This window comes from Massilia pseudoviolaceinigra, assembly GCF_030846505.1.
In the GTDB taxonomy this organism is placed as follows: domain Bacteria; phylum Pseudomonadota; class Gammaproteobacteria; order Burkholderiales; family Burkholderiaceae_D; genus Telluria_A; species Telluria_A violaceinigra.
The window spans coordinates 38,484-61,574 of record NZ_JAVCWL010000015.1 but is presented as its reverse complement, the minus strand read 5'-3'; the positions used below and the strand labels follow the sequence as shown (position 1 = coordinate 61,574).

The window sequence follows — 23,091 nt, the reverse complement described above, 5'->3', positions numbered from 1 at the left end:
AGGATGTGCCATGAAAGCTTTACTTATCACTCACGACAGCCAGCTGCAAGCCGAGATCGCTGCCCAGGGCGCCGCGCGGATGCCGCCAGTGACCCTGGTGGCCGTGCGCGCCCGTCTGCGCGACGCGCTCGAGCGCGTGCTGCCCGACAGCCCGGCGCTGGTGATCGTCGACGCCAGCGGCCTCGATGAAAGCGAGGCCGAACAGCTGGTGCGCCTGGCCAAGCTGTACCCGGCCGCCACCTTCATGCTGCTCACGCGCGACCAGCAGCAAAACCTGCTGATCCGCGCCATGCGCGCCGGCGTGCGCGAAGTGCTGCAGCTGCCGCTGGTGCACAGCGCCTTCCACGACGCCATCAACCGCATCGCCGACGCCGCCAATGCCGGCAAGCTGTGCGACGGCAAGGTGCTGGCCTTTATTTCCTGCAAGGGCGGCAGCGGCGCCACGTTCCTGTCGACCAATTTCGCCTACGCCCTGGCCAGCCTGGCGGACAAGAAAGTCATCCTGATCGACCTGCACGGCCAGTTCGGCGACGCCACCCTGTATGTGTCAGACCAGAAGCCGGCCATGACCCTGTCCGACGTGTGCAGCCAGATCGCGCGCATCGACGGCGCCTTCCTCGACTCCTGCCTGGTGCACGTCACGCCCGGCTTCGGGATCCTGGCCGCGGCCGACGATCCGTCCCACGCGGTCGACCTGAAACCGGAACAGATGGACATCATCCTGCGCGTGGCGCGCCAGCACTACGATTACGTGGTGCTCGACGTGGGACGCCAGATCGATGCCATTTCCCTGCGCGCGCTCGACAACGCCGACGCCATCTATCCGGTGCTGCAGCTGGCCCTGCCCGACCTGCGCGACGGCCGCCGCCTGCTCGACATCTTCCGCTCGCTCGGCTACGCCATCGAAAACACGCGCCTGATCGTGAACCGTTACGAAAAGGGCGGGCGCCTGCGCCTGCAGGACGTGCAAGCCTCGCTCGGCGCCGAGGTCATGCACACCGTGCCCAACGACTACGTGGCGGTGACCGATTCGGTCAACCAGGGCGTGCCGGTGCTGCAACTGTCGCGCGCCAGCCCGGTGGCGCGCAGCCTGGCCGAACTGGTCGAGCTGGTCACCGCGCGGCGCGTGCCGGAAACCAAGGGCTTGCTGACCCGCCTGTTCGGGCGCGCCGAGGCCGAACAATAAACCCCAGGAGAATCCCATGACCTTACGCGAACGCCTGACGGCGACCGACGACAGCCGCAACACCCCGCCGGCCGACGCCGAGCCGGCCAACCATGCTTATCACGACCTGAAGAAGAATATGCACCAGATGGTGCTTGACCGCATCGACCTGGAGCGCCTCAAGCGCCTCACGCCCGAGCAGTTCAAGCATGAACTGGGCTTGCTGGTGCAGCACATCATCGAAGAAGAACACATCGTGCTCAACCAGCATGAGCGGCACGACCTGGTGCTCGACATCCAGCACGAAATGCTCGGCTTCGGCCCGCTGGAATCCCTGCTCTCCGATCCGACCGTCTCGGACATCCTGGTCAACACCTTCAACCAGGTGTACGTCGAGCGGCGCGGGCGCCTGGAACTGACCGACATCACCTTCCACGACAGCGCGCACCTGATGAAGATCATCGAAAAGATCGTCTCGCGGGTCGGGCGCCGGGTCGACGAATCGAGTCCGATGGTCGACGCGCGCCTGCCCGACGGCTCGCGCGTGAACGCCATCATCCCGCCGCTGGCGGTCGATGGCGCGATCCTGTCGATCCGGCGTTTTTCGGCCACCCCGCTGACGGTCGAGCACCTGCTGCGCTACAAGAGCATGACCCCGCCCATGGTGCAAGTACTGCAGTCGCTCGGACACTCGAAGATCAACATCCTGATCTCGGGCGGTACCGGCAGCGGCAAGACCACCTTGCTCAACCTGCTGTCGGGCTTCATTCCGGCCAACGAGCGCATCATCACGATCGAAGACGCGGCCGAACTGCAGATGCGCCAGCCGCACGTGGTGCGCCTCGAGACGCGCCCGCCGAATATCGAAGGCAAGGGCGAGGTGACCCAGCGCGCGCTGGTGCGCAACGCGCTGCGCATGCGGCCCGACCGCATCATCCTGGGCGAGGTGCGCGGCGCCGAAGCGATGGACATGCTGCAGGCGATGAACACCGGCCACGAAGGTTCGCTGGCGACGATCCACTCGAACACCCCGCGCGACGCCCTGGCGCGCCTGGAAAACATGGTCGGCATGGCCGGCGTGACGCTCACCCCGCGCGCGGTGCGCCAGCAGATCTGCTCGGCGATCACGGTGGTGCTGCAGGTCACGCGCCTGACCGACGGCGCGCGCAAGCTGGTCAGCCTGCAGGAAATCACCGGCATGGAAGGCGACATGATCGCCATGCAGGAAATCTTTTGCTTCGAGCAGACCGGGGTCGATGCCGAAGGCAAGGTGGTCGGGCATTTCCGCGCCACCGGAGTACGGCCGCGCTTCGCCGACCGCCTGCGCCTGTTCGGCGCACCCGTGCCCGACTCGGCTTTCGACCCCAGCCGCATCTTCGAATAGGAGCCTCCATGGACTATGTCTTTTATGGCTTTGCCGTGCTGCTGTTCGCCGCGGTCATCCTGCTGATCGAGGGTGGTTACCTGCTGTGGTCGGAAACGCGCGGCGGCGGCGCCAAGCGCATCGCGCGGCGCCTGCGCGTGATGTCGGGCGGCACCGATGTCGAGGGTGGCGCAATCTCCATCCTCAAGCGGCGCCGCTACAGCGCCAGCGACGGCTTCGACGCCCTGCTGCACCGCCTGCGCCTGGCGCATGCCATCGACCGCCTGCTGATGCAGGCGGGCGTGAACTGGATGGTGGCGCAGTTCCTGGCCGCCTCGCTGGCTTTTCTGTGCGCGGCCGCGCTGGCGGCGCATGCATGGGATACGCCATCGCTGGTGACCTCGATGATGATGCTGGCCGGCCTGGGCTTGCCGTATTTCCTGCTGCGCCGCACACGCGCCAAGCGCATGGAAAAGATCGAGCAGCAGTTGCCGGAAGCGGCTGACTTCCTGGCGCGCGCCATGCGTGCCGGGCACTCGTTCACCAATGTGCTGCAGATGGTCGGCAGCGAACTGCCCGAGCCGCTCAGCGGCGAATTTCGCACCGTGCACCAGGAGATCAACTACGGCGTGCCGATGGGTGAAGCGCTGCACAGCCTGGCCGAACGGATTCCCCTGACCGACCTGCGCTACATGGTGATCGCGGTACTGATCCAGCGCGAGTCGGGCGGCAACCTGGCTGAAATCCTGGGCAATATCGGCCATATCATCCGCGAGCGCCTCAAGCTGCTCGGGCAAGTGCGGGTGCTGTCGGCCGAAGGGCGCATTTCGGCCTGGATCCTGGGCATCCTGCCGTTCGCGGTCGCGGGGATGATGTATCTGGCCAATCCCGAATACATCAGCATGCTGTGGACCGACCCGAGCGGGATACGCCTGCTGTGCTATGCCGGGGCGATGATCACCATCGGGGTGCTGTGGCTGCGCAAACTGATCAACATTCGCGTCTAGGAGAAAGCCATGAGCGGCTCGCAATTATTGTTTCTGGTGATCGTATTCGCGGTTGTCGTCGGGCTGGCCGGCCTGGCGATGGCGACCTTCTGGCCCGGCTACATGCGCCAGCGCCTGGCGCGCGTGGGTGCCACCGCAGACACTGGCGCGCGCCGCAGCGATGGCTGGGTGGAAAAGGTGGCCAAGGTGGCGCAGCCCTTCAGCACCCTGTCGCTGCCCGAGCAGGGCTGGGAAAAATCGCCCCTGCGCACGCGCTTCATGAATGCCGGCTGGCGCGGCCCGGCCGTGGCCACCCTGTATTTCGGCTCCAAGACCTTGCTGGCGCTGTTCCTGCCGGCCATGGTGGGACTGTGGATCGCGCTCTCGAGCGACGTCATGAGCGGGCAGCGCATCATGATGATGATGCTAGGCACGGCCGCGTTCGGTTACTACGTGCCCAATGCCGTGCTCGAATTCACGGCGCGCCGGCGCCAGCGCGAAATCTTCGAGTCGATTCCCGACGCGCTCGACCTGCTGACGGTGTGCGTGGAAGCGGGCCTGAGCCTGGAGCGCGCGCTGATCAAGGTGGCCGCCGAAATCCACATCAAGAGCATGGTGCTGGCCCAGGAAATGCAGCTGGTGCTGATGGAAATGCGGGCCGGCTTCAGCAAGGAAAAGGCGCTGCGCAATTTTGCCCTGCGCAGCGGCGTGGAAGACGTCGACACCCTGGTGGCGATGATGATCCAGTCCGAGCGCTTCGGCACCAGCATGGGGACGTCGCTGCGGGTGCACGCCGACACCCTGCGCACCAAGCGGCGCCAGATGGCGGAGGAGCAAGCGGCCAAGATCGGCGTGAAGCTGATGTTCCCGCTGATCTTCTTCATCTTCCCGACCCTGCTGATGGTCTTGCTCGGCCCCGCCGCCATGCAGATCATGCGCACGCTCAAGTCGGTCAACGGCCAGTAACTTCTTTCTGTTTTTCGTACCGGAGCCCGCCATGCGAACCACCCTGTCCTGCTGTTCCCTGCTGTGCGCCGGCGCGCTGCTGCTGGCCTGCACCAATCCCGGCGGCCACGCCGGCCCGTCGGCCGTGACGGAGGCTGCCCCGCTGCGGGCCGAGGATGCCTACCTGCTGGGACGCGGCGAGCACCTCGCTTACCGCTACGACGCGGCGCGCGCTTCCTACGAGGCGGCGCTGGCGCGCGATCCCGGGCACGTGAAAGCGCGCAACGGCCTGGCGACCCTGTACGCCGAAAAGGGCGAGTTCGCGCGCGCCATTCGTCTGTGGCAGGCCATGACGCAGGAGGCGGCCGGCGGCGGGCAGGACAGCGCCTTCCTGTTCAGCAATCTCGGCTACGCCCACTTCCTCAACGGCGAGTTCGAGCAAGCCCTGGCCGCCCTCGAAAAGGCGTGCCTGCTCGATCCGCTCAGCGAGCGCGCCTGGCGGCATCTGGGCGAGGCGCTCGCGAAAGTCGGGCAGCACGACCGCGCCGCGCAGATGGCCATGCAGGCCAGCGCCCTGCGCACGCACGACTTCAAGAGCGACTACGCGGTCGCCGAGCGCGCCGGCGTGCGCGCCATCGACAGCGCGGTCAAGGCGGGCGGGCACGCGCTGGCGCAGGAGCCGCAGTGGGACCGGACCGACGTGCGCCAGGACGGCAGCGGGGTGTTCGTGGTGCAGCGCGTGAGCGCGCGGCCGGCGCCGCTGCCTGCCGCGCCCGCAGCGGTAGCGGTAGCGGCACAGGCAAAGGCGCAGGCGCGTCCGGCCCGGGCCCTGCTGGAGATTCGCAATGGCAACGGCGTGACCGGCATGGCGCGCTCGCTGGCCGGCACGATGGAAGAGGGCGCCCTGCGCGTGGTGCGGCTGAGCAACCAGAAAGGCTTCGGCGTGCGCCAGACCCGCATCGAATACCAGCCGGAATTTCGCCAGGCCGCCGAGCGCCTGGCCGAACGCTTCGGCGCCGCCCGCGTGGTGGCCGTGGGCGACATTGGCCGCGCCGACATGCGCCTGGTGATCGGACGCGACCTGGTGCCGGCCACGGCGCCCCCGGTCGCCATCGCGGCGCGCCGCAGGCAGGGGCCGGCGGCGGGCTGATGCACTTTGCGGGGCTGGTCCGTTTGTGCCATGTCAAATCCGGTGCGGCCTCTCACGCGACAATAGGATGATCCATTCACTACCGGAGCATCCCATGACAATCGCAGAACGCCTCACACGGACCCTGTCCGGCTTCGCCCTGCTGGCCCTGGTCGCCTGCGCGCCCACCGCGCAGCGCGAAAGCGCGGGCGAATTCATCGACGACACCGTCATCACCGGCAAGGTCAAGGCGGCCCTGGTGGCCGATCCCGAGCTCAAGGCCACGCAAATCAATGTCGAAACGTTCAAGGGCACGGTGCAGCTGAGCGGCTTTGTCAGCATGCCCGACCACGTTCCCAAGGCGGTGGCGCTGACGCGCAAGATCGATGGCGTCAAGAGCGTGAAGAACGATATTATCGTGCGCTGAGCCGGACATAAAAAAAGCCGCTCCGGATCGACGGGCGGCTCTCTGGCCTTGCGCGTGGCGCGCGCTCTATTCCCAGGTAACGCTGCCCAGGCCGTGGGCGCTGGCGCTGCGCACCGACGGCTTGCCATGCACCGTGGCCGAGCCCAGGCCATTGAGCGTGAGCCTGGCCGAAGTCTTGGCATACACATCGGCGCTGCCCAGCCCCGACATGTCGAGTTCGACGGCATCGGCGCGCAGCTTGCCCGCCTCCAGGCTGCCGACGCCGCCGAGATCGGCGCGCAGCACCTTGGTCTGTCCATTGGCCGCGATGCGTCCGGCGCCGCGCAGCGTCAGGTCGACCCGGTCGGTGTCGCCGGCGTTGAGCGTCATGTTGCCGGCTCCGCCCAGGCGCGCGCTGACCTGCTTGTACTGGCTGTGCAGGTTGATGGCGCCGGCGCCGTCGAGCCTGAGTACGATGCGCTCGCCCTTGAAGCCGCGCAGTTCGGTCGAACCGATGCCTTCCGATACGAATTCGTTCAGGTTCGGCAGGGTCAGTTCGGCGCGCAGATCGTGCGTGCGGTTTCTTCCGAAAGTGATGCCGCGCTTGACGGTACCGATCTGCAAGGTGTCGCCTTGCTGGGTCACGGTCACTTGCGAAACCTCATCCTTGTCGCCGTACAGGATCAGGGAGGGCGTTGCGCCTTGCTTCACGTTCAGATGAATGATGCCGTTGAGCGCGATCTTTACCGCGCGCGCATCGACGCTGCGCTTTTCGCTGACCTGCTCGTCCGCGCTGGCCGCGCCTGCGCTGGTGGTCAGGGCGGCGGCCATGAGGGCGCCGGCAAACAATCTGTTCATGATGGATCTCCGTGGTCGTGTCGGTGAAGTGGCACTGCTCAGCCTTTCAGCTGGGCCTTTTCGGCGGCGCTGAGGCGCTTGGCGCTGACGGTGACCACGGTCATGTTGGCATCGGCGCCGGCTTGCACGGCGGCCGGCGCATGGATGCGCGGGGCCGGTGCGCTGGCGGTGGCAAAGCTCGTTGCAGAGACGACGACGAGGGCGGCGACGAAGATGGCTTCCATGTTTTTTGCGATGTTCATGATTGACTCCTGTGGGTTAAGTTCGTTGGGTTGAGTGAACTATAGCCACAGGGCGGATTGTCAACACGGCCATTGCGATGAACTGCGTGTTTGGCGGGATGGAGCGTCGGTTTCGTGCCGAAAGCATGCCAAGCGGGGGCGCTGACGGCGCCAATGAGCGCGTGGCGCGCGGCGCTTACGGCTTGAAGCGGATTTTCATTTCCGGACGCTGTTCGATGCTGCCGATCTTCCACGAGTAGGTGCCGATCAGGCCGAAGAACGACGGGGTCGAGGTGGCATTGTGCGACAACACTTGCGCGCTGGTCGGTACCGTGACCGACAGCGTGCCGTCGAGCTTGATGCCGAGTTTGGCCATGCTGGCTTTTTCCTTCTCGTCGAGCTTGCCGGCGGCCAGGGTGACCACCCCATCCTTGTCGGTGGCCACGCGCAGCACCCCCAGCAGGTCGAGCGCCTGGCCGCGCTGGCGCTTGCCTTCGACACTGAGATCGTAGCGCGCATTGCCCTTGTAGTCGGCCTGGCGGATATCGCGGTCGCGCTTCATCTTCGCGGCTGCGTTTTCCAGGCTTTCCTCATCCTTGGCGTCGAGCTTGCTGCCCTTGGCCAGTTGCCCGGCCGCCATGGTGTGCACGGCGGTGCCGGCGTAGGAATACTCGTAGCTGCCGTCGGCCTGGAAGGCGGTCTTGGCGCTAAAGCGTTCAGGGACCAGGCATCCGGTCAGCAGCAGTGCGGCGCAGGCGCATGCAGGCAAGAGGCGACGGCTCATCGGGAATCCAGGGGAAGGTCAGAATGGCATAAGTGTAGCTCAGTCGACACAACCTTGTCAGAGTAGACAATTTTACTTACAAAATGCAATCTTGCACACGCTGCGGGCAAGGCCCGGTAGCGCCCGCCGCGTGGGCGGGCCTGTCCATCGTAATACGTAACCGCGCAAGACGCGCGGCGCCGCCACTGCCTGGGCGTTTACTGCATGAACCAGCCATGGCTGACCACGATCGACTGCCCGGTCAGCGCATTGCTCGGGAACGCCGCCAGGAACAGCGCGGTTTGCGCCACGTCGTCCACGGTGGTGAATTCGCCGTCGACGGTTTCCTTGAGCATCACGTTCTTGACCACATCGGCTTCCGACATGCCGAGTGCCTTGGCCTGTTCGGGAATCTGCTTTTCCACCAGCGGCGTGCGCACGAAGCCCGGACAGATGACGTTGGCGCGCACGCCATGCGCCGCGCCTTCCTTGGCGACCACCTTGCACAGGCCGATCAGGCCGTGCTTGGCCGTCACGTAGGCCGACTTGAGCGGCGACGCCTCTTTCGAGTGCACCGAGCCCATGTAGATTACGCTGCCGCCGCGTCCCTGCGCGTACATCACTTTCAGGCAGGCGCGCGTGGTCAGGAAGGCGCCGTCCAGGTGGATGGCCAGCATTTTCTTCCAGTCGGCGAAGGCGAAGCTCTCGAGCGGCGCCACGATCTGGATGCCGGCGTTCGAGACCAGCACGTCGATGCCGCCGAAGCGCGCCGCGACCGCCGCGATGCCGGCCTCGACTTCTTCCTCGCTGGTGACGTTCATGGCCACCGCCATGCTGCGCTCGCCGGATGGGTCGAGCTCCCTGGCGGCGGCTTCGGCCGCTTTGAGGTCGAGGTCGGCGATGACGATCCTGGCGCCGCTGTCGAAGTAGACCTTGGCGATGTGTTTGCCGATGCCGCTGGCGGCGCCGGTGATGACGGCAACTTTATCTTGCAGGTTCATGGGATGGTTCTTTCAAGGTGTTGGTGGTGGCACTGGCGTGCCGGGAAGTGAGGAAATCGTAAATGGCGGGGCTTTGGCCGGCCGGCGGCAAGGCCATGATCTGCGGATGCGACAGCGTCAGCGCCGCGTCATCGTAGCCGGAGCGCCAGTGTTCGTTCATGGTGCGGCGCGAAAATTCGAAGTCTTTCGACTGGCCTTCGTAGTTGGGCGAGCGGTACACCAGCTGGACGATGTTATATACCGCCTCGTCGGACGCCTCGGCCAGCAGGCGCGCCTGCGGCGTGGCTGCCAGCGCGGCCGGCATCTGGGCCAGCAGTTCGTTGAAGGCGGTGCGCAGCTCGGCCATTTTGCGGAACTTGTCGGTGGCGGCGCGCGTGCGGCTGGAAAACTGCACTTCCTTCATGCGCACGGCCACCTCGGTCAGGTCGCGCGGGATCTCGCCGCTGGCGCTCCACAGGTCGACCTGCAGCACCAAGGTGTCCAGGCCCGAGTGGGAAGACAGCACCCAGTCAAGCGGGGTGTTCGAGACCAGCCCGCCATCCCAGTAATGTTCGCCATCGATTTCGACCGCGTCGAAGCCGGGCGGCAGGGCGCCGCTGGCCATGATGTGCCTGGCGGCGATGGTGTCGATCGCGTTGTCGAAGTAGGCGAAGTTACCGGTGCGTACGTTCACGGCGCCGACGCTCAGGCGCATCTCGCCGCTGTTGATGCGGTCGAAGTCAACCAGATTGTTCAGCGTACCTTCGAGCATCGAGGTGTCGTAGTAGCTGGTGGCGCCGCGGTTGGCCAGCGGCAGGTAGGGCGGCGGCATGCGCGGCTTGAAGAAGCCCGGCACGCCATGCGAGAGCACGCGTCCGGCCGCCATCTGGTTGGCCCAGCCGCGCAAGGCGTCGCCGCTGAGCAGGCCGGTCCAGTAATCGCTGGTGCCGCCGTCGCCGGCGTTGCTGACCGTTTCCCAAAAGCTGCGCAGCTTGGCGACCCGGTCCGCGCGCGGGTTGCCGGCAATGATGGCGCTGTTGATCGCGCCAATGGAAATGCCGGCCACCCAGGTCGGTTCGATGCCCGCTTCGAGCAGGCGTTCGTAGACGCCGGCCTGGTAGGCGCCGAGCGCGCCGCCGCCCTGCAGCAGCAGGGCGATGCTGCCGAAGGCGGTGGCGCACGGACGCGCCGCTTCGGGCGGGGCGGTGGCGCGGTTGTGGGTGGATCCGTCACGCATGTTCGGGCACCGGTACGTCGAAACCATTGAGCGTGGTCGATACCATGGAATAGAGTCCGACCAGGTAAATCAGTTCATTCGTGCCTTTCTGGCCGAAGGTGGCCAGCGCCAGGCGGTAGATTGGCTCGGGCAGCAGGCCGCCGCGGCACAGGGCGTAGGCGAGGTCGTAGGCGACGCTTTCTTCCTTGTTCAGGTCGGACGGTTTGAGGTCGGCCACCAGGGTCGCCAGGCGTTCGAGCGGCATGCCTTCGGCCTCGGCCACGGCGATGTGAGCGTACAGCTCGTAGGCCGCATCGAAGCGGGCGCCGACCACCAGGATGGCGATCTGGCGCACATTTTCAGGGAGCACGGCGTTGGCGGTCATCGCCAGGGTCAGGTTCCAGATCGCCTTGCCGATGGCGGGCTCGTGCAGCCACGGGTTCCACGGCCCCATCAGCGCGCCATCCTCGCGCTGGGAGACGAAGGCGTTGAAGTTCGAGGCGATGCCCTTGCGCATGTCGTCGTACAGGGGTTGCTGTTCGGGCGTGAGGTCGGAAGGGGCGATGAGGGGCAGGCGCATGGGGGCTTTCTGGCGTGGTTGGCAAGGGGGGGAGGCCGAACCGGTCCATGCGTGGCGCTGGCCGGCGGCATGAGGATCGTTTCAGCTCGTTGCCAAAGAATACAGGCGCTTACTTAGGCGAAAATTGGTTCGTGCGCCGGGTTTGGCGCGGGTGGAGAAGGGCGCTGGCGCTTGAGGTACAGTGGTTCCCAGCAGCCTTGCATACGGATGCGGCGCCGATGGCGCTACTGCGAAGCTTGCTGGTCAGGAAGCTCGGCAGGCGTTGTTCGCGTCGGGAGAGAAATGATGTCTTCGTTGAAAATTCGCCAACTTAGCTCCTTTGCGAACGCAATTCGCTTGCGTGCCGCGCATGAACTGACCGTGCGCGCTCGTCCCGGTATGACGCTCAATGTGTCTCAGGGGCGGCGTAAGCGCTTGCTTCTGGCGCACCAGGGCGCGGATTACCTTATCAGCGTATTGACGGAGTCGGCCTTGCCCACCGGGGAGGCAGACGATGGACTGGTGGGATTGTTCGAGGGCGCACGCGAGGCGCTGGCTGGTGTCTACAAAAAATGGCGTTCCGAAGGAACAGGCGAGGTCGGCAAGAGCGAAGTAGAAGCGTCGCTGGAGCAACTGGCATCGCTACACGACAAACTCAACACGCTGTGCTGGCTTATCAGGGAGGGTGAGGCCGATCAGGATCGCGTTGTGCCTGGCGTTTTCAGTAGCCCGGACGACTTGTTTGCGGCAATGGGTGTGTAAATGTCGAATGGTATTCCTCGCATAACCACGGTGACGAGGAATGAAAGATTCGACAAGGATTTAAAGAATCTGCCCCGGATATCCAGATCGCGGCGAAAGAAGCAATCAAAGACCTTTTCAAGCATCCCATACCAGGTTCGAGGCGCTTCCACGCCCTCCAGGGCTATCGTAATCCCAAGGTGTTCACCATTGATATTCTGGCTAACCACGCGTATAAAATATCTCTGGAAATAGAGGGCCAAAACGGCAATCTGCGCAGGGTTCGCTCCGCGTAAAGATCAAAAAGCAAGCCGCGGTTGCGGCATGGGTGCCGCATACTCGAAAACCGGCCGGCAATGGAAAAAGGGGTTACATGCCTGAGCATGTAACCCCTTCATCTTGCTGCTCAATTCTGGTGCCGACTGCCGGTTTCGAACTGGCCACCTGATGATTACAAATCAACTGCTCTACCAAATGAGCTAAGTCGGCGAAACTTTTACAGCCCGGATTATACGCTATTTGATGCGCGTGAGCGTCGGACGGCCGCCTTTTTTAGGCGGATCGTTGTTGTCGTCCGGCGACGGCGCCGTGGCCGGCACGCCCGTCGGCGCATTCTCCGACCCCGTGTCCGGCACGCTCGAGAGCGCGGCGCCCGGCGCCTTGGCCAGCGACGGCACGCTCGACAGCGGACTGTCGGTCGGCTGGCCAGCCGCGTTCTCGGACGCCGTGCTGCTCACCTCGAACGCCATCCCCTGGCCGTTCTCGTTCGCGTAAATCGCCAGCACATTTTGCACCGGGACGTAAATTTCGCGCGAGACGCCGCCGAAGCGGGCATGGAACTGGATCGCTTCATTGTCCATCTTCAGGCCCGAGGTGGCGCCGAAGCTGATATTGAGCACGATTTCGCCTTTTTTGACGTATTCCATCGGCACCGTGGTAGCGGCGTCGACCTTCACGGCGAGGTAGGGCGTAAAGCCGCTGTCGGTACACCACTCGTAAATGGCGCGCAGCATGTAGGGCTTGGTTGAGATGTCGGGCATGTTCTGGTAGTGGTGTGTTACGACGTGTACACGCCAGTCTACTGCGATTCGCCCGAAGGCGTTGGGACTGGCGTGTAACGAAAGTGGCGAAGGGCAGCCGCCGATCAGCGGCGCATGACTTTCTCGGACGGGGTCAGCGCTTCGATGTAGGCCGGACGCGAGAAGATGCGCTCGGCGTACTTCATCAGCGGCGCAGCCGTCTTCGACAGTTCGATCCCGTAGTGATCCAGGCGCCACAGCAGCGGGGCGACGGCCACGTCGAGCATCGAGAACTCGTCGCCGAGCATGTACTTGTTCTTCAGGAACAGCGGCGCGAGCGTGGTCAGGCGGTCGCGGATTTCCGCGCGCGCCTTGTCGTGGCTCTTGTCGTTGGCCTTGGCGCGCTCGCTCTCGAGCACGTGCACATGGACGAACAGTTCTTTCTCGAAATTGAACAGCATCAGGCGCGCGCGCGCGCGCATCAGCGGATCGGCCGGCATCAGTTGCGGATGCGGGAAGCGCTCGTCGATGTATTCGTTGATGATGTTCGATTCGTACAGGATCAGTTCGCGCTCGACCAGGATCGGTACCTGGCCGTACGGATTCATCGTCGAGATGTCTTCTGGCTTGTTAAACAGGTCCACATCGCGCACTTCGAAGTCCATGCCTTTTTCAAACAGGACCAGGCGGCAGCGTTGGGAGAATGGGCACGTGGTGCCGGAGTAGAGAACCATCATTTTTATAGTTCCTTAGAAACAAAGGGGGTGAAACGACGAGCGGATCACCCCGAAATGTGCCCGCTGAGCGAGTCAGCGGGCAATGAATGAAGCGTGCAGCCTGTCTTACTTGACTTCTTTCCAGAACGATGCGCTCAGGCGCCATGCGAACAGAGCGAAGATCGACATCAGGAACAGCACCCACACACCGAGGCTCTTGCGGGTAGCCGCGGCCGGTTCGGCCATCCACTCGAGGTAGGCGACCAGGTCGGCCGTCGCTTCGTCGAACTGAAGCGAGGTCATGGTGCCCGGCGCGACTTGCTCGAAACCCTTGAACGTGTGCACGGTTTTGCTTGCATCATGCGGATCTTTTTCTTCGACCATCTTGACGGTGCGCACACCCTGCTGCTGCCACATAACGTGCGGCATCGCCACGTTCGGCACGACCATATTGTTCCATCCGGTCGGACGGGTATCGTCCTTGTAGAAGGTACGCAGGTAGGTGTACAGATAGTCGGGACCGGTGCCGGCCGAGGAAGCCTTGGCGCGGGCGATCACCGACAGATCCGGCGGTACCACGCCGAACCATTCCTTGGCGTCGGCCGGGCGCAGCGCGGTCGTCATCAGGGCGCCGACTTTCTCGCCTGTAAACAACAGGTTTTCCTTGATTTGCTCTTCGGACAGCCCCAGGTCTTTCAGGCGGTTGTAGCGCATCGAGGAAGCCGAGTGGCAGTTCAGGCAATAGTTGACGAACAGCTTGGCGCCGTTTTGCAGCGAGGTCAGGCTTGGGCGCTCGGGCGCCTTGTCCAGCTTGAAGGTGCCTTCGCTGGCTAACGCCAGGCCCGGCAGCAATGCCAGGATCGCGATCAGTTTTTTCGGAAAATTCATGTAATGTCCTTTTGCTGTGATGTCGTCGATTAGTGCGGCTGGAACGTCACACGTTTCGGCACGGGCTTGAAGGTGCCCATCGAGCTCCACCAAGGCATCAACATGAAGAAACCGAAGTACAACAGCGTGCACACTTGCGACAGTGCGGTGAACAGGGCGGTCGGCAGCTGGGTGCCGAGGTAGCCCAGGGTCACGAACGACAGGCCGAACACGATGTACACATACTTGTGCCAGTCAGGACGGTAGCGGATCGACTTGACCGGCGACTTGTCCAGCCATGGCAGGGCGGCGATGATCATCACCGACGAGCCGAACAGCACCACACCCCAGAATTTCGCATCCAGCACCTGCGGCAGCATGCCGATGATGACCAGCAGCGAGACGACGGCGATGGCGGCCTTGACCAGGAACGGCAGGCGCGTCGTGACCCAGATGAAGGCCACGTACAGGGCGATCGCACCCATCAGCACGTACATGAAGTCGGCCGTGGTGGCGCGCAGCACCGAGTAGAACGGCGTGAAGTACCAGGTCGGCGCGATGTGCGCAGGCGTCTTGAGCGAATCGGCCGGGATGAAGTTGTTGTACTCCAGGAAGTAACCGCCCATTTCCGGGGCAAAGAACACCACGGCGCTGAAGATCAGCAGGAATACCGACACGCCGAACAGGTCGTGCGCCGAGTAGTAAGGATGCGACGGGATCGAATCGAGCGGATGGCCGTCCGGACCCAGGGTTTCCTTGACTTCGATACCGTCAGGATTGTTCGAACCGACTTCGTGCAGCGCGATCAGGTGGGCAGCAACCAGGCCCAGCAGAACCAGCGGAATCGCGATCACGTGGAAGGCGAAGAAGCGGTTCAGGGTCGCATCGGAGACAACGTAGTCGCCGCGGATCCACAGCGACAGGTCAGGGCCGATGAAAGGAATCGCACCGAACAGGTTGACGATCACCTGGGCGCCCCAGTACGACATCTGGCCCCAAGGCAGCAGGTAGCCGAAGAAGGCTTCGGCCATCAGGCACAGGAAGATCGCAAAGCCGAACAGCCAGATCAGTTCACGTGGCTTGCGGTACGAGCCGTACAGCAGGCCGCGCGTCATGTGCAGGTAGACGATGATGAAGAAGGCCGAGGCGCCGGTCGAGTGCATGTAGCGCACCAGCCAGCCCCACGGTACTTCGCGCATGATGTATTCGACCGAACCGAAGGCCAGGTTGGCGTCCGGCTTGTAGTGCATGGTCAGGAAAATACCGGTAACGATCTGCAATACCAGCACCAGCATCGCGAGCGAGCCGAAGATGTACCAGAAATTGAAGTTTTTCGGAGCGTAGTACTGGCCCCACTGGTCGTTCCACAGTTTGGACAGTGGAAAACGGTCATCGACCCAGCCCAGTGCCTTGTCGGCCACCGGCGCATTCGCGGGGAACTTGGTTTCTTTAAACGCGGCCATGATTATGCCTCGCCTTTCTCGTCTTTACCGATGATCAGCTTGTTGTCGCTCAAGTACATATGGCGCGGCACTTCGAGGTTGTCCGGCGCCGGCTTGTTCTTGAACACGCGGCCGGCCAGGTCGAAGGTCGAACCGTGGCAAGGGCACAGGAAGCCGCCGGCCCAGTCGTCCGGCAGGTTAGGCTGGGCGCCTTCCGCGAACTTCGAGGTTGGCGAGCAGCCCAGGTGCGAGCAGATGCCGACCGCAACCAGGTATTCCGGCTTGATCGAACGGTGTTCGTTGCGCGCATACTCGGGCGTGAGCGCGTCCGGGGTCCGTTCCGATTTCGGATCGGCGACCACGCCGTCGGTCTTCTTGAGCGAAGCGACCATGTCGGGCGAACGCTTGAGAATCCATACGGGTTTGCCGCGCCACTCAACGGTCTTCATTTCGCCGGCAGCCATGCCGGTAATGTCTACTTCTACCGGCGCGCCAGCGGCTTTTGCCTTCTCCGACGGCTGGAATGTGCTTACCAAGGCTCCCGCCGTGGCCAAACCGACAACACCACCCGCCGCGCACGTAGCGGCGAGCATGACGCGTCGGCCCGGATCGACCTGCTTTTCGTTACTCATACCAACCCCAATCAGTCAAAATGCGAAATCTTAAAAAGCTACTTAGAGCTTCTAGCAACCTTAAATTATAAGGGAATAGGGGGGCGAGTTAAAGAAAAAATGTTGCACGTGCGCCTGTCAAGGCCGAATCATCGCCATTTTGAAACGATTCGGGCGCCCGCCGTGCGCAATTGGCCGCCCGCGCGCCTCGGGGCGGCGATATCGCGCTTCGGCCGGGAACCGATGACCCGGTTTGGTTTCTAACAGCGGTGAGGTATGATCGGCATGGCTATTACACAATCTTGGGGGCAATAATGACGATGATGGGCGAATTCCGGCAGTTCGCGATGAAGGGCAACGTGGTCGACCTGGCGGTCGGCGTGATCATTGGTGGCGCTTTTGGCAAGATTGTCGATTCTCTCGTGCAAGATATCATCATGCCGCCCATCGGCCGCCTGTTCGGCGGACTCGATTTTGCCAATTACTATCTGCCGCTGAACAACCAGGCCATGAACCTGACCCTGGTGGAAGCCAAGAAGGCCGGGGCGGTGCTCGCTTACGGCAATTTCCTGACCATTCTGCTCAATTTCATCATTCTCGCCTTCATCATCTTCCAGATGATCCGCCTGATGAACAAGCTGCGCCGCGCCGAGGAACCGCCGGCGGTGGCGGCCGCCGCGACGCCCGAAGACGTGCTGCTGCTGCGCGAGATCAGAGATTCCCTGAAGAAATAAAGAGGAGGGCGCGATGCGGCGCTTCTGGTTGTTGTTCGCACAAGTGGTCACGATTACGCTGGCCGTGTATTTCGTGGTCGCGGCCCTGCGGCCCGACTGGCTGGCGCTGCCGCTGCGCCGGGTCGAGCCGGCCAAGGTCGCCAACAACGTTTCGGTGCTGCAGGCGCCGGGCGCGCAGCCGGCCCCGGGCAGTTACCGCGAGGCGGCCGGGCGCGCCATGCCGGCCGTCGTCAACATCTTCACCAGCAAGAATCGCGGACGCGAGCATCCTCTGCTCAGGGACCCGTTCTTCCGCCGCTTTTTCGGCGACCGGCTGCCGCCCGGCGAGCAGCAGTCCAGCCTCGGTTCCGGCGTGATCGTCAGTCCGGACGGCTACATCCTGACCAACAACCATGTCATCGAGGGCGCCGACCAGATCCAGGTGGTGCTGGCCGACGGGCGCAAGTCGCCGGCGCGCCTGGTCGGCGGCGACCCCGAGACCGACCTCGCGGTGATCCGCATCGATGTGCGCGACCTGCCCGCCATCGTGCTCGGCAACGATGACGCCGTGCGCGTGGGCGACGTGGTGCTGGCCATCGGCAATCCGTTCGGCGTGGGCCAGACCGTCACGCTGGGGATCGTTTCCGCGGTCGGGCGCAACAATTTGCACATCAACCAATTCGAAAACTTCATCCAGACCGATGCGGCCATCAATTTCGGCAACTCGGGCGGGGCGCTGGTCGACACCAGCGGCAATTTGCTTGGCATCAATTCGGCCATCTACTCGCAAAGCGGCGGCTCGGTCGGCATCGGCTTCGCCATTCCCGTCACCACCGCCAAGAGCGTGATGGACGCCATTATCCGCCACGGCGCCGTGGTGCGCGGCTGGATCGGTATCGAAACCCAGGACATCACGCCCGAGCTGGCCGACAGCTTCGGACTGGCGCAGCAAAGCGGCACCATCATCGCCGGCGTCGTGCGCGACGGTCCGGCCCACCGCGCCGGCCTGCGTCCGGGCGACATCCTGCTCACCGTCGCCGGCAAGCAGGCCGGCACGACCACCGACACGCTCAAGCTGATCGCGCAGCTGCCGCCCGGCGGCAAGGCTACAATGACCGTGATGCGCAACAATCGCCCGGCAACGGTCGACGTCACCGTCGGCAAGCGCCCGCGGCCGCAGCCGCAGTAATTCCGCTCTACCTCATTTTTTGGACCCACAGCATGCATTTGCGCGACCTGACGCAGTTTTTGAACGAGTTAAGCGAGAACAACAACCGTCCCTGGTTCATCATGAACAAACCGCGCTACGATATTTTGCGCGAAGAATTTTTGGCCGTCGTCACTGAACTGATCCGCGAACTGACGAAGTTCGACAAGCAGGTGGCGGCCTGCAATCCCAAGAAAGCGATGTTCCGCATCAACCGCGACATCCGCTTCGCCAACGACAAGCGCCCGTACAAGACGCGCTTTTCGGCCGGCATCACGCCCAAGGATTTGCGCCGCCCGAGTGCCGGTGGCGGATCGACCTACTATTTTCAGATCGAAGGGAGCGGCAAGCTGCAGTTCGGGGTAGGCGAATACTTGCCGCCGGCACCGCGCCTGAAAGCCATCCGTGAGCAAATTGTCAACGATGCGACAGGATTTGCCAAAGTGCTGAAGAATAAACAACTGCGCGCCACCTACGGCGACCTGCTGGACGAAGACAAGCTGCAGCGCCCGCCCAAGGGTTTCGATCCGCAGCATGTGCATATCGAGTACCTGAAGCTGAAAAGCTTTTTCGTCTGGACCGAGATCGACCTGAAGATGAACCAGCCGGACCAGCTGGTGCCGGACCTGGCGCGCGGATTCAAGGATGCCTTCGCGCTGGTGACATGGTTGCGCGGCGTGGAGATGAGCAACGCGGAAGAATAAAGGGAACTACCATGGCCTTACAACATGCCGCCTCGGGCGAGCTGATACCACTCAAGCGGGGCGACGACGACATCGCCCATTTCACCTCGGTGGCGCTGGCCAAGACCGAGAACATGGAGCTGATCCGGCTGGTGCTGCCCAAGGACCGGGACATGCCGGTGCACAAGGTGGATGGGGAGATTACCTTGCTGTGCCTGCAGGGCGAGATCGTCTGCGATGCGTACGGCAACAGCACGGTGCTGCGCCCGGGCGAAATGCTGTACCTGCTCGGGGGCGTGCCGCATGGTTTGCGGGCCAATGAAGATGCGGTGGCGTTGCTGACGATTTTGCTCAAGCATTGATAGCTGCAATCGAATTGGCGCTGGAAGGAAAGCCGTCGTTCGGGAATTGCTGCTAGAAGAACAGCCGCCATTCGAGAATTGGCCCCCAGCTTAAGCTCCGTCATTCCCGCGCAGGCGGGAATCCAAGTACGTACCGTAAGCGGCGGCTCTGCAACCTTGGATTCCCGCCTTCGCGGGAATGACGAGGGTGTTGGCTGGAACGACGACGGTGTTAGCCGGAGCAACGAAGGAATTGGCTGCACCGACGAGGCTGTTGGCCGCACCGATGCAGCAGCTACGGAAACGGCCGCAAAACCGTCAAGCAATCTCATCCCGCGGATCGCGCGCCAGCAACTGCGCCAGCATCGCCTGCGGCGTTCCGCCATCGAACAGCACGCCCGCCACCGCATTGGTGATCGGCATATCCACCCCCAGCTTGAGCGCCAGCGCGCGTACCGCCTTCGCGCACGGCACGCCTTCGGCCACATGCCCCAGCTCCGCCACGATGGCATCGAGGGGTTTACCCTGCGCCAGTCCCAGCCCGACCCTGCGGTTGCGCGACAGGTCGCCGGTGCACGTCAAAATCAGGTCGCCCATCCCGGTCAAGCCCATGAAGGTACCGGGCGTGCCGCCCAGGGCCATGCCCAGGCGGGTAATTTCAGCCAGTCCGCGCGTGATCAGCGCGGCGCGCGCGTTCAAGCCCAGCCCCAGCCCATCGGCCACGCCGGTGGCAATCGCCAGCACATTCTTGACCGCGCCGCCCACTTCCACGCCGACCAGGTCGTCGCAGGAATACACGCGGATATTGCCGCCATGAACGCTGGACACCACCCGTTCGCGCAGCATCTCGGAGCGCGACGCCACCGTCAGCGCGCACGGCAAGCCGCGCGCCACTTCCTGCGCGAACGAGGGACCGGACAGGGCACCGCCCGCCACCTGGCTGCCGAGCACCTCGGCCACCACCTGGTGCGGCAGGAGGCCGGTATCGCCCTCGAATCCCTTGCAAAGCCAGACGATATGCGAAATTGCGTGCGCTTTAAGCTGCATCAGCAACGGCCGCAGCCCGGCGACCGGGCAGGCGGCGATCAGCAGCGGCGCCTCCGTCTCGGGCGTGCCCAACACATGGGCCAGTGCCGCATCGAAGTCGGCCGTGACGCGCAGGCCGGCCGGAAACGCGCAGCCGGGCAGGTAGGCGCTGTTCTCGCGGGCGCCGGCCATCGCTTCCATGGCGCCGCCATTGCGGCCCCACATCAGCACATCGTGGCGCGCGGCGAGGGCGATGGCGACCGCGGTACCCCAGGCGCCGGCGCCCAGGACGGTAATTTTGCGTGGTGAAACGCTGGAATTGCTGGTCGGCATGGGGTTACGTGCCCCACACGTCGGAAGCGCGAATATAACCGGTGATGCCGTCACGATGGCGTACCTTGATCCAGCTTGAGGTCTGGGCGTCGATCAGTTCGAGCAGCACGCCCTTGTCGGCGGTCATCAGGACGCTGGCATCGTTGTCGGCGCCGCCGCGCACTTTGGCGTTGGCGGTGCGTACCACCACATTGCGGCGCGTACTGAGCGACTTCGCTTCGGCCCAGGCCAGGTCGCCGTTCGCATCGCGCACCTTGACCCATTCGCCATAGGTGAGCACGACTTCGACCGGCATGCCGCGCGGGGCGATGAACAGCTTGCCGCCTTTCAGCGATGGCGCGTCATACAGGATCAGGCTCGCCGCACCCACGCTCTTGAAATCGAAGGCGTGTACGGGGGCCGAGGCCAGCACGAATGCGGCACTGAGGAGAAATCGGGGAATTGTCATTGCGTGGCCTTCGCCGTGAGAGTGCAGGGTGGGGCGGCCGCCAGGGGCGCGCTCGCCCGGGCAGGACCCGCGCGCAGCGGATGCGCGCGGGCGGCCTGGCCCACCCTGCGGTCGTGCTTAGTGTGCTGCGCTGTCAGCTGGGGCAGCGGCGGCTGCTTCAGCCAGCGCCTGACGACGCTGCTGGTAGAACACTTCGAAATTGATCTCTGCCAGATGCACAGGCGGGAATCCGGCACGGGTGATCACGTCGGCGATATTGCCGCGCAGGTAAGGGTAAACGATGTTCGGGCAACCGATTCCCAGCAGTGGATCCATCTGGTCCGCAGGAATGTTGCGCGCTTCAAAGATACCAGCTTGCTTGCCTTCAACCAGGAACGCAACCTTGTCCTTGACCTTGGCGGTCACGGTGATGGTGACGGTCGACTCGTAGATGCCGTCGGCGATGGCTTCGGCGCCAACGTCAAGCGACACTTCGATCGACGGTGCTTCTTGTTCGAGGAAGATGGCTGGGGAATTCGGCTGTTCCAGCGACATGTCTTTCAGGTAGACGCGTTGGATTTGGAATACGGGTTGCAGATTTTCGTCAGACATGGAACGCTTTCGTTGAGAAATTAACAGAACGGCGACACGCCGTTCCCTCTGTGCTTAGACTTCAAACGCGACGGCAATTGTAGCAAAATCATACGACTTGAAATAGTTTTGCGCAATCAATCGCCTGCATTCGGGCTTATATGCCGTTCAAACCCCTTTTAACAAGGGATCGAGGCGTCCTTGTTGATCGAGCGCATACAAATCGTCGAAACCGCCGACGTGGGTCTCTCCCACGTAAATCTGCGGCACGGTGCGGCGTCCGGTCTTGTTCATCATGACCACTTTCTGGTCCGGGTCGAGGTCGACGCGGATCTTCTCGATATCGGTCACGCCCTTCGCTTCGAGCAGGCGCTCGGCGCGCACGCAGTACGGGCAGGAGGCGGTATGGTAGAGCACTACATGGGCTGTCATGGTGTTTCCTTTCTCACTTAGCGGTCGGCAAGCCAGCGGCTTGCCATGCGGTCAGGCCACCATCGAGGCCGACGACGTCGGTAAAACCGGCGGCTTCGAGGATTTTGGCGGCCTTGTCGGCACGCGCGCCGGTCTGGCACACGACGACGATGGTTTTGTTTTTCGCTTTGTCGAGTTCGGCAATGCGGGACGACAAGTCTGACAGCGGAATGTTTTTCGCGTCGCGCAAATGCCCTTTTGCAAATTCATCGGCGCTGCGGATGTCCACCAGCACGGTCTTGCCGCGGTTCATCAGCTGGGTCACCTGCAAGGTGGAAGCGCGTTTCCCGCGCGGAAGCAGGGCCGGCAAGAGCAGGGCGCCGCCCGACAGCACGACGATGCTGACGATAAAAAGATGGTCAAGAATGAATTTCACGGGGTTCCAATGGTTTAGGACAATCCCCGCATTATAAAATAGAAGCCGGATCTGCTAACACTTACCCTTTACACTATCGCTTTGCCTGCATCTTGCATTCACCATTTTCGTATCAGGTTTCCCTTCTTCCACCTTCTTGAAAATTGCTTATGTACAAAATTGTCTTCATGCGCCACGGCGAATCCACCTGGAATCTCGAAAACCGCTTCACCGGCTGGACCGACGTCGACCTGACCGAAAAAGGCGTGCGCGAAGCGCGCAGCGCGGGCCAGGTGCTCAAAGAGGCTGGCTTTACCTTCGACGTGGCCTACACCTCGGTGCTCAAGCGCGCCATCCGCACCTTGTGGCTGGCGCTCGACGACATGGACATGATGTGGCTGCCGGTCAAGAACGACTGGCGCCTCAACGAGCGCCACTACGGCGCCCTGCAGGGCCTGGACAAGGGCGAGACCGCCGCCAAGTACGGCGACGCCCAGGTGCTGGTCTGGCGCCGCAGCTACGATACCCCGCCGCCGGCGCTCGAAGCGTCCGACGAGCGCACCTCGTTCAACGATCCGCGCTACGCCGGCGTGCCCAAGGACAGCATTCCCCTGACCGAATGCCTGAAAGATACCGTGGCGCGCGTGATGCCGGTATGGGATGAGGAAATCGCTCCGGCCATCCGCGCCGGCAAGAAAATCCTGATATCGGCCCACGGCAACAGCCTGCGCGCCCTGATCAAAATGCTCGATGGCATCAGCGACGAAGACATCGTCGGCCTGAACATCCCCAACGGCCAGCCGCTGGTGTATGAGCTCGACGCCGACCTGAAACCGATCCGCCATTACTACCTGGGCGACCAGGACGCCATCGCCGCCGCCGTCGCGGCCGTGGCCAACCAAGGGAAGGCCAAGTAAGTTTTGTATCGTGAATTAAGGCAGTTACCGGCCAGGGCGC

The 23,091-nt window shown here is 63.4% G+C and carries 28 protein-coding genes and 1 tRNA gene; 12 read left to right on the top strand and 17 right to left on the bottom strand.

Features of this window, described 5'->3' with window-relative positions; genetic code table 11:
• The first annotated feature begins 10 nt into the window (after positions 1-10).
• The 6 genes from RBA40_RS16205 (at position 11) to RBA40_RS16180 (ending at position 6,015) form a co-directional block, all read left to right on the top strand.
• A complete protein-coding gene (locus RBA40_RS16205) occupies positions 11-1,186 on the top strand; it encodes a CpaE/TadZ family protein (RefSeq protein ID WP_099873642.1) in 1,176 nt (391 codons plus the stop codon).
• 16 nt (positions 1,187-1,202) lie between these two features.
• Positions 1,203-2,549, top strand: a complete 1,347-nt coding sequence (locus RBA40_RS16200; protein ID WP_306648834.1) for a TadA family conjugal transfer-associated ATPase — start codon at positions 1,203-1,205, stop codon at positions 2,547-2,549.
• 8 nt (positions 2,550-2,557) lie between these two features.
• Entirely contained in the window at positions 2,558-3,535 is a 978-nt protein-coding gene (locus RBA40_RS16195; protein ID WP_306648833.1) for a type II secretion system F family protein, read from the top strand.
• A 9-nt stretch (positions 3,536-3,544) separates the two neighbouring features.
• A complete protein-coding gene (locus RBA40_RS16190; RefSeq protein ID WP_306648832.1) occupies positions 3,545-4,480 on the top strand; it encodes a type II secretion system F family protein in 936 nt (311 codons plus the stop codon).
• A 31-nt stretch (positions 4,481-4,511) separates the two neighbouring features.
• Positions 4,512-5,609, top strand: a complete 1,098-nt coding sequence (locus tag RBA40_RS16185; protein ID WP_306648831.1) for a LytR C-terminal domain-containing protein — start codon at positions 4,512-4,514, stop codon at positions 5,607-5,609.
• A 94-nt stretch (positions 5,610-5,703) separates the two neighbouring features.
• On the top strand, positions 5,704-6,015 hold the full coding sequence (locus RBA40_RS16180; RefSeq protein WP_306648830.1) for a BON domain-containing protein: 312 nt from the start codon (positions 5,704-5,706) through the stop codon (positions 6,013-6,015).
• A 66-nt stretch (positions 6,016-6,081) separates the two neighbouring features.
• On the opposite strand, the gene RBA40_RS16175 is transcribed toward RBA40_RS16180, so the two are convergent.
• The 6 genes from RBA40_RS16175 to RBA40_RS16150 form a co-directional block, all read right to left on the bottom strand.
• Positions 6,082-6,852 carry a GIN domain-containing protein gene (locus RBA40_RS16175; protein ID WP_306648829.1) on the bottom strand — a complete coding sequence of 257 codons (771 nt, stop codon included), beginning with the start codon at positions 6,850-6,852 and terminating at the stop codon, positions 6,082-6,084.
• A 38-nt stretch (positions 6,853-6,890) separates the two neighbouring features.
• Positions 6,891-7,094 carry a hypothetical protein gene (locus tag RBA40_RS16170; protein WP_306624983.1) on the bottom strand — a complete coding sequence of 68 codons (204 nt, stop codon included), beginning with the start codon at positions 7,092-7,094 and terminating at the stop codon, positions 6,891-6,893.
• A 175-nt stretch (positions 7,095-7,269) separates the two neighbouring features.
• Positions 7,270-7,857, bottom strand: coding sequence for a hypothetical protein (locus RBA40_RS16165; RefSeq protein WP_306648828.1), 588 nt, complete (start codon positions 7,855-7,857; stop codon positions 7,270-7,272).
• A gap of 197 nt (positions 7,858-8,054) precedes the next feature.
• Complete coding sequence (locus tag RBA40_RS16160) at positions 8,055-8,837, bottom strand: 3-hydroxybutyrate dehydrogenase (RefSeq protein WP_306648827.1); 783 nt, start codon at positions 8,835-8,837, stop codon at positions 8,055-8,057.
• Positions 8,821-10,053 carry a patatin-like phospholipase family protein gene (locus RBA40_RS16155; RefSeq protein ID WP_306648826.1) on the bottom strand — a complete coding sequence of 411 codons (1,233 nt, stop codon included), beginning with the start codon at positions 10,051-10,053 and terminating at the stop codon, positions 8,821-8,823. The genes RBA40_RS16160 and RBA40_RS16155 overlap by 17 nt, the downstream gene beginning before the upstream one ends.
• Complete coding sequence (locus RBA40_RS16150; protein WP_099873653.1) at positions 10,046-10,612, bottom strand: carboxymuconolactone decarboxylase family protein; 567 nt, start codon at positions 10,610-10,612, stop codon at positions 10,046-10,048. The genes RBA40_RS16155 and RBA40_RS16150 overlap by 8 nt, the downstream gene beginning before the upstream one ends.
• A gap of 282 nt (positions 10,613-10,894) precedes the next feature.
• On the opposite strand from RBA40_RS16150, the gene RBA40_RS16145 reads away from it, so the two are divergent.
• Entirely contained in the window at positions 10,895-11,353 is a 459-nt protein-coding gene (locus tag RBA40_RS16145; protein ID WP_306648825.1) for a hypothetical protein, read from the top strand.
• A 392-nt stretch (positions 11,354-11,745) separates the two neighbouring features.
• On the opposite strand, the gene RBA40_RS16140 is transcribed toward RBA40_RS16145, so the two are convergent.
• The 6 genes from RBA40_RS16140 to petA form a co-directional block, all read right to left on the bottom strand.
• Positions 11,746-11,821, bottom strand: a tRNA-Thr gene (locus RBA40_RS16140).
• Positions 11,822-11,847: 26 nt separating this feature from the next.
• Entirely contained in the window at positions 11,848-12,372 is a 525-nt protein-coding gene (locus RBA40_RS16135; RefSeq protein WP_306648824.1) for a ClpXP protease specificity-enhancing factor, read from the bottom strand.
• Between the two features lie 104 nt (positions 12,373-12,476).
• Positions 12,477-13,088, bottom strand: coding sequence for a glutathione S-transferase N-terminal domain-containing protein (locus RBA40_RS16130; RefSeq protein WP_054265664.1), 612 nt, complete (start codon positions 13,086-13,088; stop codon positions 12,477-12,479).
• Between the two features lie 105 nt (positions 13,089-13,193).
• Positions 13,194-13,955 carry a cytochrome c1 gene (locus RBA40_RS16125; RefSeq protein WP_306624998.1) on the bottom strand — a complete coding sequence of 254 codons (762 nt, stop codon included), beginning with the start codon at positions 13,953-13,955 and terminating at the stop codon, positions 13,194-13,196.
• A 29-nt stretch (positions 13,956-13,984) separates the two neighbouring features.
• Positions 13,985-15,397, bottom strand: a complete 1,413-nt coding sequence (locus RBA40_RS16120; protein ID WP_099873659.1) for a cytochrome b — start codon at positions 15,395-15,397, stop codon at positions 13,985-13,987.
• 2 nt (positions 15,398-15,399) lie between these two features.
• A complete protein-coding gene (gene petA, locus RBA40_RS16115) occupies positions 15,400-16,008 on the bottom strand; it encodes a ubiquinol-cytochrome c reductase iron-sulfur subunit (RefSeq protein ID WP_099873660.1) in 609 nt (202 codons plus the stop codon).
• 293 nt (positions 16,009-16,301) lie between these two features.
• Between petA and mscL the strand changes: the two genes are divergently transcribed.
• From mscL to RBA40_RS16095, 4 genes are read left to right on the top strand one after another with little or no spacing between them, the layout of a single operon-like run.
• Entirely contained in the window at positions 16,302-16,721 is a 420-nt protein-coding gene (gene mscL, locus RBA40_RS16110) for a large conductance mechanosensitive channel protein MscL (protein ID WP_306625002.1), read from the top strand.
• A 13-nt stretch (positions 16,722-16,734) separates the two neighbouring features.
• The gene (locus tag RBA40_RS16105) at positions 16,735-17,889 is read left to right on the top strand and encodes a trypsin-like peptidase domain-containing protein (protein WP_306648823.1); all 1,155 of its coding nucleotides are present in this window, start codon (positions 16,735-16,737) and stop codon (positions 17,887-17,889) included.
• A gap of 32 nt (positions 17,890-17,921) precedes the next feature.
• Positions 17,922-18,611 carry a DUF2461 domain-containing protein gene (locus tag RBA40_RS16100; protein WP_306648822.1) on the top strand — a complete coding sequence of 230 codons (690 nt, stop codon included), beginning with the start codon at positions 17,922-17,924 and terminating at the stop codon, positions 18,609-18,611.
• Positions 18,612-18,622: 11 nt separating this feature from the next.
• Positions 18,623-18,952, top strand: coding sequence for a cupin domain-containing protein (locus RBA40_RS16095; RefSeq protein WP_306648821.1), 330 nt, complete (start codon positions 18,623-18,625; stop codon positions 18,950-18,952).
• Positions 18,953-19,249: 297 nt separating this feature from the next.
• On the opposite strand, the gene RBA40_RS16090 is transcribed toward RBA40_RS16095, so the two are convergent.
• From RBA40_RS16090 to RBA40_RS16070, 5 genes are all read right to left on the bottom strand, one after another.
• On the bottom strand, positions 19,250-20,290 hold the full coding sequence (locus RBA40_RS16090; RefSeq protein WP_306648820.1) for an NAD(P)H-dependent glycerol-3-phosphate dehydrogenase: 1,041 nt from the start codon (positions 20,288-20,290) through the stop codon (positions 19,250-19,252).
• Between the two features lie 4 nt (positions 20,291-20,294).
• Complete coding sequence (locus RBA40_RS16085) at positions 20,295-20,738, bottom strand: SH3 domain-containing protein (RefSeq protein WP_306648819.1); 444 nt, start codon at positions 20,736-20,738, stop codon at positions 20,295-20,297.
• Positions 20,739-20,855: 117 nt separating this feature from the next.
• Positions 20,856-21,329 (bottom strand): protein-export chaperone SecB, encoded by a 474-nt coding sequence (secB, locus tag RBA40_RS16080; RefSeq protein WP_206091267.1) that lies wholly within the window; start codon positions 21,327-21,329, stop codon positions 20,856-20,858.
• 147 nt (positions 21,330-21,476) lie between these two features.
• Complete coding sequence (grxC, locus tag RBA40_RS16075; protein ID WP_306648818.1) at positions 21,477-21,740, bottom strand: glutaredoxin 3; 264 nt, start codon at positions 21,738-21,740, stop codon at positions 21,477-21,479.
• A gap of 13 nt (positions 21,741-21,753) precedes the next feature.
• Positions 21,754-22,155 carry a rhodanese-like domain-containing protein gene (locus RBA40_RS16070; protein ID WP_306648817.1) on the bottom strand — a complete coding sequence of 134 codons (402 nt, stop codon included), beginning with the start codon at positions 22,153-22,155 and terminating at the stop codon, positions 21,754-21,756.
• 149 nt (positions 22,156-22,304) lie between these two features.
• Between RBA40_RS16070 and gpmA the strand changes: the two genes are divergently transcribed.
• Complete coding sequence (gpmA, locus tag RBA40_RS16065) at positions 22,305-23,051, top strand: 2,3-diphosphoglycerate-dependent phosphoglycerate mutase (RefSeq protein ID WP_099873670.1); 747 nt, start codon at positions 22,305-22,307, stop codon at positions 23,049-23,051.
• Positions 23,052-23,091: the final 40 nt, after the last annotated feature.

Bases quoted from the DNA above. Each gene is read 5' to 3' on its own strand.
- RBA40_RS16095 (WP_306648821.1), top strand. From the start codon at position 18,623: ATGGCCTTACAACATGCCGCCTCGGGCGAGCTGATACCACTCAAGCGG.
- RBA40_RS16090 (WP_306648820.1), bottom strand. From the start codon at position 20,290: ATGCCGACCAGCAATTCCAGCGTTTCACCACGCAAAATTACCGTCCTG.
- RBA40_RS16135 (WP_306648824.1), bottom strand. From the start codon at position 12,372: ATGCCCGACATCTCAACCAAGCCCTACATGCTGCGCGCCATTTACGAG.
- petA (WP_099873660.1), bottom strand. From the start codon at position 16,008: ATGAGTAACGAAAAGCAGGTCGATCCGGGCCGACGCGTCATGCTCGCC.
- RBA40_RS16185 (WP_306648831.1), top strand. From the start codon at position 4,512: ATGCGAACCACCCTGTCCTGCTGTTCCCTGCTGTGCGCCGGCGCGCTG.
- RBA40_RS16105 (WP_306648823.1), top strand. From the start codon at position 16,735: ATGCGGCGCTTCTGGTTGTTGTTCGCACAAGTGGTCACGATTACGCTG.
- RBA40_RS16160 (WP_306648827.1), bottom strand. From the start codon at position 8,837: ATGAACCTGCAAGATAAAGTTGCCGTCATCACCGGCGCCGCCAGCGGC.
- RBA40_RS16150 (WP_099873653.1), bottom strand. From the start codon at position 10,612: ATGCGCCTGCCCCTCATCGCCCCTTCCGACCTCACGCCCGAACAGCAA.
- RBA40_RS16170 (WP_306624983.1), bottom strand. From the start codon at position 7,094: ATGAACATCGCAAAAAACATGGAAGCCATCTTCGTCGCCGCCCTCGTC.
- RBA40_RS16125 (WP_306624998.1), bottom strand. From the start codon at position 13,955: ATGAATTTTCCGAAAAAACTGATCGCGATCCTGGCATTGCTGCCGGGC.
- RBA40_RS16180 (WP_306648830.1), top strand. From the start codon at position 5,704: ATGACAATCGCAGAACGCCTCACACGGACCCTGTCCGGCTTCGCCCTG.
- RBA40_RS16200 (WP_306648834.1), top strand. From the start codon at position 1,203: ATGACCTTACGCGAACGCCTGACGGCGACCGACGACAGCCGCAACACC.
- RBA40_RS16175 (WP_306648829.1), bottom strand. From the start codon at position 6,852: ATGAACAGATTGTTTGCCGGCGCCCTCATGGCCGCCGCCCTGACCACC.
- grxC (WP_306648818.1), bottom strand. From the start codon at position 21,740: ATGACAGCCCATGTAGTGCTCTACCATACCGCCTCCTGCCCGTACTGC.
- RBA40_RS16205 (WP_099873642.1), top strand. From the start codon at position 11: ATGAAAGCTTTACTTATCACTCACGACAGCCAGCTGCAAGCCGAGATC.
- RBA40_RS16190 (WP_306648832.1), top strand. From the start codon at position 3,545: ATGAGCGGCTCGCAATTATTGTTTCTGGTGATCGTATTCGCGGTTGTC.
- RBA40_RS16155 (WP_306648826.1), bottom strand. From the start codon at position 10,053: ATGCGTGACGGATCCACCCACAACCGCGCCACCGCCCCGCCCGAAGCG.
- RBA40_RS16085 (WP_306648819.1), bottom strand. From the start codon at position 20,738: ATGACAATTCCCCGATTTCTCCTCAGTGCCGCATTCGTGCTGGCCTCG.
- RBA40_RS16195 (WP_306648833.1), top strand. From the start codon at position 2,558: ATGGACTATGTCTTTTATGGCTTTGCCGTGCTGCTGTTCGCCGCGGTC.
- RBA40_RS16165 (WP_306648828.1), bottom strand. From the start codon at position 7,857: ATGAGCCGTCGCCTCTTGCCTGCATGCGCCTGCGCCGCACTGCTGCTG.
- RBA40_RS16120 (WP_099873659.1), bottom strand. From the start codon at position 15,397: ATGGCCGCGTTTAAAGAAACCAAGTTCCCCGCGAATGCGCCGGTGGCC.
- RBA40_RS16145 (WP_306648825.1), top strand. From the start codon at position 10,895: ATGATGTCTTCGTTGAAAATTCGCCAACTTAGCTCCTTTGCGAACGCA.
- RBA40_RS16130 (WP_054265664.1), bottom strand. From the start codon at position 13,088: ATGATGGTTCTCTACTCCGGCACCACGTGCCCATTCTCCCAACGCTGC.
- secB (WP_206091267.1), bottom strand. From the start codon at position 21,329: ATGTCTGACGAAAATCTGCAACCCGTATTCCAAATCCAACGCGTCTAC.
- mscL (WP_306625002.1), top strand. From the start codon at position 16,302: ATGACGATGATGGGCGAATTCCGGCAGTTCGCGATGAAGGGCAACGTG.
- gpmA (WP_099873670.1), top strand. From the start codon at position 22,305: ATGTACAAAATTGTCTTCATGCGCCACGGCGAATCCACCTGGAATCTC.
- RBA40_RS16100 (WP_306648822.1), top strand. From the start codon at position 17,922: ATGCATTTGCGCGACCTGACGCAGTTTTTGAACGAGTTAAGCGAGAAC.